Source organism: Gilliamella sp. Fer1-1, from assembly GCF_001690825.1.
GTDB classification, from domain to species: domain Bacteria; phylum Pseudomonadota; class Gammaproteobacteria; order Enterobacterales; family Orbaceae; genus Gilliamella; species Gilliamella apicola_C.
Genome location: NZ_LZGX01000038.1, coordinates 23,589 through 36,137, shown reverse-complemented (window position 1 = coordinate 36,137; position 12,549 = coordinate 23,589). Strand labels below are relative to the sequence as shown.

Here is a 12,549-nt window from a genome sequence, read left to right as displayed (position 1 = left end):
ATCAAAGTAAGTATTAAAACCACTTGGCATATTCATTTGTCAAATATAATAAGTTGATATATAATGCCACGTCGATTTCAACCGCCTATTTTCATGTTCCTTGCTTTCAATGGGTTGCGGTTGCCCCGACAGAAAGCTGATTAATCCGTAGGGAGCGATAATGCGTCATTACGAAATAGTATTTATGGTTCACCCAGATCAGAGTGAACAAGTACCTGGTATGATTGAACGTTATACTGGTACATTAACCACTGATGGTGGTAAAATCCATCGTTTAGAAGATTGGGGTCGTCGTCAATTAGCCTATCCTATCGAAAAACTGCACAAAGCACATTATGTGTTAATGAATGTTGAAGCAACTCAAGAAGCTGTTAATGAACTTGAAGATAACTTCCGCTTCAATGATGCAGTGATTCGCAGTTTAATTATGCGCACCAAACACGCTGTAACTGAAACTTCACCTATGTTAAAAGCTAAAGAAGAACGTCGTAGTTCTGAAGAAGATTTTAACGAAGTAAACATGGACGATGATTCCGACGAATAATCGTTTAGTGTTATCGGGTATTGTAAAAAAAACACCGATAAGAAAAGTCAGTCCAAGTGGAATTTCGCACTGCCAATTTTATTTAGAACATGTTTCTAAACAAATCGAAGCAGAGCTCACAAGGCAAGCATGGTGCATAATGCCCGTAATTGCTAGTGGACAACAAGAGTTAAGTTACATAAAAAAAGGCAGCAAAATTTTAGTCAGTGGATTTATAAGCACCCACACTAAACGTAACCAAACAAGCCAACTTGTATTACATGCTGACCAGATTAAACTATTAGGAGAATAGCCAAATGGCACGTTATTTCCGTCGTCGCAAATTCTGCCGTTTTACTGCAGAAGGCGTTAAAGAAATTGATTATAAAGATGTTTCTTTATTAAAAAGCTATATCACAGAAAGTGGTAAAATTGTACCAAGCCGTATTACTGGTACTAGCGCAAAATATCAACGTCAATTAGCTCGCGCAATCAAACGCGCTCGTTACTTGGCATTATTACCATATACTGACAACCATCAGTAATTAGCAACAGAGGGAACATATAATGCAAATTATTCTACTCGATAAAGTTGCTAATTTAGGCAGCTTAGGTGATCAAGTTAATGTAAAAGCGGGTTATGCTCGTAACTATTTGATTCCACAAGGTAAAGCAGTAGCAGCGACTAAAAAGAATATTGAATTCTTTGAAGCTCGTCGTGCTGAATTAGAAGCAAAACTTGCTGAGACATTAAAAGCCGCTGAAGCGCGCGTTGCTGAAATTAATGCTCTAGGTAAAGTAACTATCGCTTCTAAAGCTGGTGATGAAGGCAAACTATTTGGTTCAATTGGTACTCGTGATATCGCTGATGCAGTTAAAGCTCGCGGTATTCAAGTATCGAAAAGCGAAGTTCGCTTACCAAATGGTGTATTACGCACAACAGGTGAATACGAAGTATTTTTCCAAGTACATAGTGAAGCTTTTGCTAAACTGACTGTTGAAGTTATTTCTGAACAATAATAACTCAACTTAAATAAAAAAACCCGTTTAATCTAAACGGGTTTTTTTATTATCTATTTTTCAGTGGCAGTGGCAATGATAAAAATAAAATTGAATATTTATTATATACATCAACATGAAAAATATTTTTATCTTACAACCATTGATTTACCTCTACCACGGATATCTGATACTGCTTCAGGTTTTTTATCTGTGATTTTTATCGCCTGAATATCACCGCTAAAATCTTGCTGCTCAAAGTGGTAGCCCATTTGCTTGAGTTTATCTTTTAAATCCTCTGGTACTTTGTTTTGAAAGCGTTCAATAAAAATAAGATTAGTTGGTAATAATTGATGATGATAACGAGGTGCATCCATTGCTGCTTTTAATGACATATGATTATCAAAAACATTAGTTACAACTTGAAAGATGGAGGTAAAAATTCTTGAACCACCTGGCGTACCAATAACCATTGCAACATCATTATTTTTAATAAAAATACTTGGTGTCATAGAAGATAAAGGACGCTTATTAGGCTCTATGGCATTTGCATCTTTGCTCACTACACCAAACTGATTAGCAACACCTGGCTTACTACTAAAATCATCCATCTCATTATTGAGTATAATACCTGTACCCTCAATCACAACCGCAGATCCAAACCAACCATTGAGAGTGTAAGTATTAGATGCAGCATTACCCCATTTATCTACAATAGAAAAATGCGTTGTCTGTAACTTTTCATGGTTGTTGTCCAAACCAGGTTTAACTTGTTCGGTAATAGAAATCGCTTTTGGGTTAACTTGTTTTGCTCTTTCTGCCAAATAATTAGCGTCAATCAGTTTAGCAACAGGGACCGAGATAAAATCAGGATCGCCCATATATTCTGCTCGATCAGCAAACACACGTTTTTCTATTTCTGCTAATAAGTGAATATATTGAGGTGAATTGACCTTAACATTCTTAAAATCATTCGCTAAATTTTGCTTCATTAATAATAGTTGAATTAAACCTACACCGCCTGAACTTGGTGGTGGTGCCGTTACAATTTGCATATCTTGCCAGTTAGCAACTAACGGTTCTCGCCATTTAGCTTGGTAATTAGCTAAATCATTTTCAGTAATTAAACCTGCATTTTCTTGCATCTGTTTTGCAATTAATTTAGCCGTTTCACCTTTATAAAAACCGTCACTACCTTGATCGGCAATACGCATTAATACCTTGCCAAGCTCGGGTTGCTTAAATAGTTTTCCTTCTTGCATAGAACCAAAGTATTGCTTAAAGTGGCCATTAGCCGGCGCTAGTGATTCTACTTCATGATACCGTTTAACGAGTAGTTTATCTACGGTAAACCCTTCATTGGCAAATCGTATAGCTGGCGCCATAACTTCTTTCCAAGATAATTTACCAAAACGTTGATGCACAGCCCACATACCAGCAACCGTACCTGGTACGCCTGAGGCTTTGTAGGAATATAGACTTAAATTCGGGATCACATTTTTATGATCATCAAGGTACATATCTCGATCAGCCTTATTTGGGGCAATTTCTCTATAATCGATAAAATAAGGCTTGCCCTCCATCCAAAGCGTCATAAAACCGCCACCACCAATATTACCCGCTTCAGGATAGGTAACAGCCAGAGTAAATGCTGTAGCTACAGCAGCATCAGCGGCATTTCCCCCTTTTTCTAATATCTCTTGCGCAGCTAGCGCGCCATAATAATCTGGGGAGGCAACGGCTCCAGCCTCAAATTTTTGTTTTAAATTGTCTACAGCAAATACTGGGCTTATCACTAAAAAAATAACAAGGCTACAATACGTTATCAGCCTGCGTTTAAGATAGAACATGTTGTACCTCCTAATAAAATATGATTTATTCGCCCCACTTAACACAAAATCGCATAAAAAAATAGGAAAAATTATGCAATATTTGGTTAAGGGGAATTATCAATATAGCATAGAAAATAAAAATGTTGAGTAAATATTGATCATATAGAAATTTCTATACTTGACTTTGTGATGATTTTCTTATTAATTTCTAATCAAGCCTGCTTAGATAATTTTGATTTGCCTATTTTTTGTAAAAAAGATTCAGGAATCTATGCCGTTTCAATTATGGTGAGGATTCAATACATGATTAAAAGAAAATACTTTCTTATTCATCACTTTTAGAATTGGATTTCGTGTAATTAGCTCAAAATAATTAAAAAAGAGTGTAGCAAACTAAATGGCATACACCCTTTAATATAAACTAATTAAAACTAAGCTGTTTGAGCTTGATTTGCTGATTTACCTTGTTCATCTTTATAAAGTTTATTGTCATATAGTTTGACAAAAGGAATATAAATTAGCAGAGCTAAAATGGCCGACACGACCGCAATAACAGCAGCTTTATAATCACCACCCGTACCAATAAATGCACCTATGCCCATTGGTGATGGCCATGGAATTAATGCAATGATTGGATGGATAAAACCCGTATTAATTGCAAAATAACCTAATGTTCCACACGCCATCGGCGCTAAGAAAAATGGAAATGCCAAGTAAGGATTATATACAATCGGCATACCAAAAATAATAGGTTCGTTGATATTGAATATTGCAGGCACTGCTGAAGCTCGTCCCAAGATTTTTAGTTGGCTAGACTTAGCGCAAAAAGCAATAAAGAATGTCATTAATAAGGTAGAGCCCGAACCGCCTAAAATCACTAATGAATTATTAAATTCCCCAGCAAAAGGAATATGTTCACCACCAAGTGCATTTTCGTTCATATTAGCTAACATAATTGGGGTGATAAATGCGCCAATAATAGTAGCGCCATGGATCCCAACAACCCATAACGCATGGATTAAAAAGAGAATGACCATAACACCTAGCCAACTTTTGGTTAAATTGGTCACAAAAGCAAATGGCACAGCAATAATATTAAAAATATCAGTACCAAAATAGATAAAAACGCCATTAATAATGATCACAAAAAACGCAATAATAAACGTTGGAATCAGCGCAGTAAAAGACCGCGAAACACCTAGCGGTACAGTTTCTGGCATTTTCACAACCCAATTTCGCCTAACACATAAAAAATAAAGATGAGTTGCCAAAATTGCCATTACGATTGCAATAAATATACCCGATGTACCTAAGCGGAAGATAAAAGGTTTTAAACGTAGCCCATTAAAGACTAAATTACTTTCATCATTAAGTAATGTAATCACGCCTTTTTGCATAACTAATTCAGGCAAAGTCATGAAAAAAGCAAAAATAGATAACATAGCGCCGTTAAGAGGGTTAACTTTAAGACCAGTTTCTTCTTCTTCGATTTTAGTCAGTTCATAACCAACAACAAAGTTAAAATAAAGAGCTAAAATGCCGATAGTTGCTGTGTTGGCAATCATATAAAGATCGCTCACTCTAAAAAAAGTATTTTCAAAAAAGCCTTCTAACCCTGTAAATGTCATTGGTAAGGTATTGAATACTAAAAACATAGATCCCACAATTGAGAAAGGCACTGAAGCCATCCCCGCGGCCATTACTGCTCGAACAATTTTAAATTGCGATACTTTAGCCATTGGCGCCATTAAAAATTTCTGTAAAATTACAAATCCCGTATTCATTTTGTTATCCTCATCTAATTAATGACCTGTTGGTAAGCTTGAATTCTTTGGAAAGATTTATCCTTATTAAGCTCAATCTTTTTTATTTTTTTAAGCAGTAAAAAATTAATTAATAAACTTGCTGTTAACACTATCATTACGCTATTTAAGACATATTGAGTGTTTTTAAAAAACGGAAAGAATAGATGAAATAAGGATGTATTTACCGAAATCAGCAAAACAATACAAATTATCGATAGTGTAGAATAAAGCGCCTTTGCATACGGTAAACGATTATTATGAATTCGATAAAGTTTAATCTGCTCATACATCGTTAATATCGCTAGCACAAGGATCGATAGTGGCAAAAAGGCCACAATAGATAATGATCCACTTAAAAATACAAACCAATACAGATTGATAAATAAAAAAAATGCCGTGCTATAACGAATAGCTAAAAAGCGATTAAAATAGAGGTTGGTTAGGCTCGTTTTTTGGTGCATTTCTAATTTTTTAGTTGTCATATGATGGATTCCCCCCCTAATTTGACTGCTAAGCGGTGGTTTTGCTCATACAAATGAGCCATCTCAAGTGCAATTTCGCGCATTGTCATTGTTGTCATTAAGTGATCTTGCGCATGTACCATAATAATTTCCATGGTGATTTTTGTACCGTTAGCATAATTTTGTAGTAACTCTGTTTGTGAGTAGTGAGCTTGTAAAATATCTTCATTCGCTTCGTCAAGAAGCTGGTTTGCGGTAATAAAATCGGCTTGTCTCATTGCCTTAAATGCATCATGAATTTTAGTTTTAGCATTACCGCTATATAAAATAATATTAAAAGCGATAAGTTGAATATCTTCTGAGCTCATTTCATCGTTCATTACTATGCTCCTTTTTCAATAAGTTGGATAAAAAGCCGTTTAAATTGGCCATAGTTATGCGTTTTCAACAGTTTTGATTGCATTGCTAAATCATCAATTAAATTAATAATGGCTTTAGTTATCATCGCTAAAGTTGAATTTTGATAAATAGAAGGGGAAATCATAAAAACAAAGCGAACCTGTGGGTAATTATCATCCCAAAATAATCCATCAGGGATCATCGCAACGCCAATTTTAGATAATTTCCCTACAGGAATTGCAGGGTGTGGCACCACTATCGCTTGGCTAAAAAAGATATCACCTAATAGCATACGATTTTGCATTTGCTTTATCATTTGTTGCTTATAATTGCTATCTTCATTTAACGCTAAAAGATCAAGTAAAGAATCTAAAATATGTTCTTTGCTTTGAGGTTGTCGGCATGGGTAGAAATAATCTGCAAATAAATCATCAATAATTTGCTCAATATCAATAAAATGATTGCAAGATTTTTGTGTTGCGAACATTGGAATTTGCATTCTACGCTCAGAGACAGGCATATTTCGTGACGCAAGATAACGGCGAATTTTTTGTACATCATCATCCGTTAAGAATACAGAAGCATGAAAAACAGGCACTTTAAATACTTGCGCGGATAAATCAACGGACGAAATAATAAAATCGACCTTATTTAACGTTTCTGGTTCAATTTCATAATATCCTTGTGTCGCAACAATTTTGATTCGTTCATCAAACTCACATTCAACTCGATTTTTTAGTAGCTGGGCACTGCCAAGCCCCGTTGCACAAATAATTAGCACTTTGGCTTTTTGTTCATTTTTTAATTTTTCAATCGAAGCTAAAAAGTGCAAAGTCAAGTAGCCCCACTCATCATCGTGAATCGTAAATTGATTAAGCTGAGGTAGCTGGCTAAGGTAGTTTTTAACTAATTCAAATAATTCTGGTGAATTAGCTTTAATTTCATTAAGTAATGGATTTTCTAATTTAATATTTTGTTGTAAACGAACGATCATCGGTTTTAAATGTTGAATAACGCCGTTTTTCAATTGTTCGTCATTTAAAAATAAATGCCCTGTCTGCTGCTCAATTTCGATTAATATATTAGTCACAGATAAATATAATTCGCAATCCACATCATTATGAGTAACATTTGATTTACTCATCAAATGTAAAGTTAAATACATTTGTTCTTGTTTGGGAAAACAAAAACCAATTACTTTTTCGACTCTATTGATAATTTTCTTAGCAACTTGATATTCCAATGTATTTTTTGTCGATTGTGGCATATCAAGATTTTGAATAGAAAGCCCTGATTGTAAACGTTTAATGCTGAGTGATAGATGTAACACGATATTTTGCATCATAACATCAGATAATTTTATCTTTGCCTCACGACATTCATCTAAAATAATAATGGTTAAGGAATCAAAGCTAATTACATCACTAAACTTGTTCAAATAAGTAAGGTGTTGTAAAAAATTAATTGATTCTTCATGAAAAAAATAACTTAAAATAAAATGCCTTTTAGCTTTTTCTTCGCCTTCAACATAAAATAAGGATCGGTTTTTTTTGACAGTAAGTCCATAAGGTTGAAGCTGGTGTTTGATTTCTAAAATATCTTTATTTAGTTGAGAAGAGCTAATAAATAATTGTTCTGATAACGCCTCTATATCAATTTTTTGGCTTTCTAATAATAATAGATTAAGAATATGGTGCTTTCTTTGACATGCTTCTCGGCAGTTTGCTTGCTCTTCGTTACGATCAAATAAATGATGTTCAATTAAAAATAGGTTGAAAGCCGTTCTATCTTTAATTTGTAATTGATAACCATAACCTTGTTTACTAACAATAGTTCCGCCATTGTTTTCAATCAACGGTTTTAAGTCCTTAAGGTAAGTACGAACAGTTCGATCTGATAATGATAATTCACTTGCCAGCAATGCGCTGCTTTTGAATAGATTTTTAGAGCGAACCATTAAACTAATTAGATCTCGTTGTTTGTTCTTAATCACAATCATCCGTACCTGTGACAGCTAAAACTAGGCTGTTAATCATAGTGTAGTTGCTCTGATATGTTAGATAAGCACACATCAAGCAAGTTAATAAGGCGCTGCCATGTCTGGTAATCTAATGACAACGCCAAGCCATTTTTCTAAAACAAAGGCTTATTTTGGGCTATTTGATATTGTCTTCGGTTAACTTAGCCAATTGCTCAATACCCGACGGTATAGGGATATAGGCCTGAAAAGGAATACTTACTACAGGCTTACCCACTTCATCACCCAAATTTTTCAACTTATCAAACATCATCATCGTTTGTGGACTGATTAAAAATAATGAGAAATCACTATTTTTAATCATATTGCTTCCTTCGGTTGCCGATACTGCATCAACCGAAATAGCTTTATCTTTACTAGCAAAATATTCTGTTACTTTTTTAGCCATTAATGATGATGACATTCCTGCTGCACAAATAATTAATGCTTTTTTCATGGTTTTTCCTCAACGCAATTATGATCCCTTAATAAAACTTTTATAGAGCTTCTGCTTTTATAGAGCTTCTATAAGTTTCTATAAAACTTCACCGTTTGAAGCAATGACATTCTTAAACCAAGCAAATGAATCTTTTCGGCTACGCTTTAAGGTTCCATTACCTTTATTATCTTTATCCACATAAATAAACCCATACCGTTTTTCCATTTCACCAGTGCCCGCCGAAACCAAATCAATACATCCCCAAGGGGTGTAGCCCATTAAATCAACGCCATCTTCTTCAACAGCAATCTTCATTTGTTTGATATGTTCTTTCAAATATTCAATACGATAAGTATCATGAATGCTACCATCTGCCTCGACTTTATCATATGCACCAAACCCATTTTCAACAATAAACAATGGCAATCGGTACATATCTGTTAACCAATTTAAGGTATAACGTAATCCTTCAGGATCAATTTGCCAGCCCCAATCAGATTTTTTAACGTATTGATTACCAATCAGATCCTTTTTTTCGTCATAGTTATAGCTGTTATCATTTTCCTTTTTCCTAATAGCATTGGACATGTAATAGCTAAAGCCAATATAGTCAACCGTGCCTTTAGTAAGTACTTCAAGATCCTGCGCTGTAATATCAAGCTCAAAACCATTGCGTTGCCAATATTTTTTAATATGATTTGGATACTCACCATGCACATGAACATCAGCAAAGAAGTATTTACGTTCCATCGCTTTTTGTGCCATCAAAATATCACCTGGTTTACAAGTTTCAGGGTAGATTGGTATTACCGCCAACATACATCCAATTTTAAAATCAGGGTTAATGGCATGACCGATTTGTACTGCTTTAGCACTAGCAACTAATTCATAATGGGCAGCTTGATACATAATCTGTTCGCGATTATCGCCTGCTTTATAGTAAATACCAGAATTAGTAAATGGTGCAAAATCTTCATTAAAATTAGCTTGATTATTAATTTCGTTAAAAGTCATCCAATATTTGACTTTATTTTTATAACGATCAAAACATACTTCAGCAAAGCGAACAAAAAAGTCGATCAATTGACGATTACGAAATCCGCCATATTCAGTGACAAGATAATAAGGCAACTCAAAATGAGAAAGGGTTACAACAGGCTCTATATTATATTTCAGACATTCATCAAATAGATCATCATAAAATTTTAAGCCCTCTTCATTAGGAGCAAGCTCATCTCCGTTTGGAAAGATACGTGTCCAAGCTATCGAAGTTCGAAAACATTTAAATCCCATTTCGGCAAATAGCTTAATATCTTCTTTATAGTGATGATAAAAATCAATTGCATCGTGGTTAGGATAATATTCTCCTTCAATAATGCCTTCGGTGATCTTACGATAACTTTTAGGCGACCCCACCGTCATCACATCAGCAACACTAATACCTTTACCACCCGCTTGCCAAGCCCCTTCTAATTGGTGAGCAGCAACTGCACCTCCCCACAAAAAATCTTTTGGTAACCCGTTATTTTTCATAATCAAATACCTACATTTATTAATAATTCAAATTTAGTATAAGAAGAAAAAAATAGAATTACTAACCAACTTTTTCCGTATTGATCAGGAAAAAGATAAATACATTGTGAAAAATTTTACTTAATAACATTATTAAACAATAATTTTATGCGACTAGTTACACACATTTAGTGTGTAACTAGCTTAGTGCATGATATCAAGAATATAGGCATGATGTGCCAGAGAGAAAAGCAAACTGGTCATGATAAAAATCAGTCAGAAAACTCATTGATTTTATTGAAGTTTTTATTTTAACAACAAATAACATTACTTCTTTTACTACAAACCTATCTTATGATGCAAGGCCCAATACATTAAATAAATACATTAAATGGGTAGTTTAATCCAGAAAAAACAATACAACCTTATAACGCATTTATATAGGTGGATGCTGCTAATATTTTGACTAGGATGAGATATTTTTTACAGGTGCATTTTGATACCAAATCCTTTTCTTACATAATTCACCCAATTCGGCATCTACTGTTATGACTTACTTTCTAAGCGCTGCCTGTCGCATTCTTGTTCCATAAGCTTGATAGTGATAATACCTCACCCACTTTAGCACTGAGCGCTTTGTTGTTTTTTCCAGATAAATTAGAATTAAGAATTAAATCGATCTCGTAGTATATCCATACTTTCCAGTAGCAAAAAGATAACATCATGGAAATAAACACTAATTAGGATAGCCTATCCAAGCAATAATTTTGTGGAATTTAATGATTTATCGAAATGCGACAAACACAGCTACACTAACTTTTAGCTATATAATTAGCTTTTCAATAAGCAATATATCATCACAAATTCTTTTCTGCTCAATCAATGAGAAAGGGTATATAGGTCAGTATATCGATAAAAATAGTAGATTTTCTCACTAATCGGGCAGAAAAAATTAAAGATGTTTAGTTTTATGGTTCAACTTAAATTATTTAGCAACCCAGTTACCCTCTTCATCTTTATGATAGGTCTTTTCAACAGCCGCCCAAGCTACTTTGAAGGCAATCGTTTCTGGATCACTATGATCACGCCTTTTGTGGGGATCTTGATATTCTTTTATTGCACTATTAAATGCTTCTTTAAAAATATCTTGCGCATGCGTTGGCAAAACATGACGCACAGAAGCTGGCAAATCATCACGAGTTTGATACGGCATATAGGTTTCCTCCATAAATTAATCTTTTATGGTTAAAAATTCCAAATAGCAATCGCAGACATCATTTGCAAAACAACTTATAAGCGTCAAATTTATGCCTTTTTAGAAAGAAACACAAGCATTATTAATAGCTAATAAACAGTATATTTTCTTTTCAGTTTTCCAAAATTAATATATAGCACTAAAATAAACACATATTTTATTGGAAAAAAATAAAAAAAAATGTAAAGTGTCAAATTATTAAACTAATAATAACATTAAGGAAAAAAGATGCAGAAAAAATTCTTAACAATATTTATTGCTGGGCTTTTAATGATTGGTTGCAATGATCAATCAGAAAGTAAAACCGCTCAGTCGACCACAGTTTCCGAAGCAAAAACTTCAGAAAAAACTTCAGAAAATACTTCACAACAAATAGCAGCAAAAGCGAATAAAGGTAATCTGTGGTTAAGTGTTTTTAACACCAATTTTACTTTAGCCGAGCAACAGTTAACAAACAGAGTTTCCTTGCCATCTACACTGATTAATCTTGATAAGGAAGTTGACAGATATTTAAAACAATTTCAAGACAAAAATGGTAACATCGATTACAATCGCATAAAAAATGATCCAATAAAACGTATAGGTCTTTTTGTCGGTTCCAATCCTTCTCCTGAAGATCTTGATGATTATAAGCAATTGATTAATAAATTAATAGCAATCAAACCAGAACTTCCCGAGCTTGATAATGCTGGCAAAGTCTTAGGTGATAAATTTGTTGAGTTAGGCTTAGCTTATGACAAAGCTGCTAAATATTATACAACGAATGAATATAAGTTAGATGAACTGGCTAAATTACCTGAACTATTCAACAATCTAGAAAATGCCTATAATCAATATATTGAAGCAGAAGATATTGCTTTTATCGCTTACGATAAATTATATAAAGAGATCCACGCATTTCAAAAAGCAGAAATTAAAAATCAAGGATTAATGCTTCACTACAATTGTATTGAATTCATAGATATATCTGAAGAAGTTGTAGCATTAATTAATCGAAATTTTGCTGAAAATAATGACTTTAAAAATCTTGATAAATCAATAATTGAACCAAAAATTGAACAACTAGAATCTATAGCCAATGAATTAATTGCCAATAAAGGCAAAACTGACTTGATCAAAAAACAAGCTTTGAACAATATTTATTATGATAAGTTTGCCGATACATTACCTCAATTGGTTAATCAAATGAAAGTTGTTTTAAAAGAGTTACAGACTGCCAAGATAGAAAATGAAGTCAAGTCTTTGAATGGTACACTTGACCATGTTATTGACCGCTATAATTCGGTAATCAATTAAAATTACGTTAT

13 protein-coding genes are annotated in these 12,549 nt (G+C 33.8%); 5 read left to right on the top strand and 8 right to left on the bottom strand.

Going from position 1 to position 12,549, the window contains the following annotated elements:
* The first annotated feature begins 160 nt into the window (after positions 1–160).
* Genes rpsF through rplI form a run of 4 tightly spaced genes read left to right on the top strand, consistent with a single transcriptional unit; the run spans position 161 to position 1,543 of the window.
* A complete protein-coding gene (gene rpsF / locus A9G28_RS05610) occupies positions 161–544 on the top strand; it encodes a 30S ribosomal protein S6 (protein ID WP_065566923.1) in 384 nt (127 codons plus the stop codon).
* A complete protein-coding gene (priB, locus tag A9G28_RS05605) occupies positions 528–836 on the top strand; it encodes a primosomal replication protein N (protein WP_065566922.1) in 309 nt (102 codons plus the stop codon). Before rpsF ends, priB begins: the two co-directional genes overlap by 17 nt.
* A 4-nt stretch (positions 837–840) precedes the next feature.
* A complete protein-coding gene (rpsR, locus tag A9G28_RS05600; protein ID WP_025314965.1) occupies positions 841–1,068 on the top strand; it encodes a 30S ribosomal protein S18 in 228 nt (75 codons plus the stop codon).
* A 22-nt stretch (positions 1,069–1,090) separates the two neighbouring features.
* A complete protein-coding gene (gene rplI / locus A9G28_RS05595) occupies positions 1,091–1,543 on the top strand; it encodes a 50S ribosomal protein L9 (protein WP_065566921.1) in 453 nt (150 codons plus the stop codon).
* Positions 1,544–1,671: 128 nt separating this feature from the next.
* Here the strand turns inward: rplI and ggt are convergent, their stop codons facing one another.
* The 8 genes from ggt to A9G28_RS05555 all read right to left on the bottom strand — a co-directional run bounded on the left by ggt (position 1,672) and on the right by A9G28_RS05555 (position 11,200).
* Positions 1,672–3,372 carry a gamma-glutamyltransferase gene (gene ggt / locus A9G28_RS05590; RefSeq protein WP_065580023.1) on the bottom strand — a complete coding sequence of 567 codons (1,701 nt, stop codon included), beginning with the start codon at positions 3,370–3,372 and terminating at the stop codon, positions 1,672–1,674.
* A 413-nt stretch (positions 3,373–3,785) separates the two neighbouring features.
* Complete coding sequence (celB, locus tag A9G28_RS05585) at positions 3,786–5,138, bottom strand: PTS cellobiose transporter subunit IIC (RefSeq protein ID WP_065566917.1); 1,353 nt, start codon at positions 5,136–5,138, stop codon at positions 3,786–3,788.
* Positions 5,139–5,152: 14 nt separating this feature from the next.
* Positions 5,153–5,641: a hypothetical protein gene (locus tag A9G28_RS05580; protein WP_065580022.1), complete on the bottom strand. Its 489-nt coding sequence runs from the start codon at positions 5,639–5,641 to the stop codon at positions 5,153–5,155.
* Complete coding sequence (locus A9G28_RS05575) at positions 5,638–6,000, bottom strand: PTS cellobiose transporter subunit IIA (RefSeq protein WP_065566915.1); 363 nt, start codon at positions 5,998–6,000, stop codon at positions 5,638–5,640. The genes A9G28_RS05580 and A9G28_RS05575 overlap by 4 nt, the downstream gene beginning before the upstream one ends.
* Positions 6,001–6,002: 2 nt before the next feature.
* Positions 6,003–8,018, bottom strand: a complete 2,016-nt coding sequence (locus A9G28_RS05570) for a BglG family transcription antiterminator (RefSeq protein ID WP_218057333.1) — start codon at positions 8,016–8,018, stop codon at positions 6,003–6,005.
* Between the two features lie 157 nt (positions 8,019–8,175).
* Positions 8,176–8,493 (bottom strand): PTS cellobiose transporter subunit IIB, encoded by a 318-nt coding sequence (locus A9G28_RS05565; RefSeq protein ID WP_065566914.1) that lies wholly within the window; start codon positions 8,491–8,493, stop codon positions 8,176–8,178.
* Between the two features lie 78 nt (positions 8,494–8,571).
* A complete protein-coding gene (locus A9G28_RS05560) occupies positions 8,572–10,008 on the bottom strand; it encodes a 6-phospho-beta-glucosidase (protein WP_065580021.1) in 1,437 nt (478 codons plus the stop codon).
* 964 nt (positions 10,009–10,972) lie between these two features.
* Complete coding sequence (locus A9G28_RS05555) at positions 10,973–11,200, bottom strand: ChaB family protein (protein ID WP_065566912.1); 228 nt, start codon at positions 11,198–11,200, stop codon at positions 10,973–10,975.
* 270 nt (positions 11,201–11,470) lie between these two features.
* On the opposite strand from A9G28_RS05555, the gene A9G28_RS05550 reads away from it, so the two are divergent.
* Positions 11,471–12,538 (top strand): DUF3829 domain-containing protein, encoded by a 1,068-nt coding sequence (locus A9G28_RS05550; protein ID WP_065580020.1) that lies wholly within the window; start codon positions 11,471–11,473, stop codon positions 12,536–12,538.
* Positions 12,539–12,549: the final 11 nt, after the last annotated feature.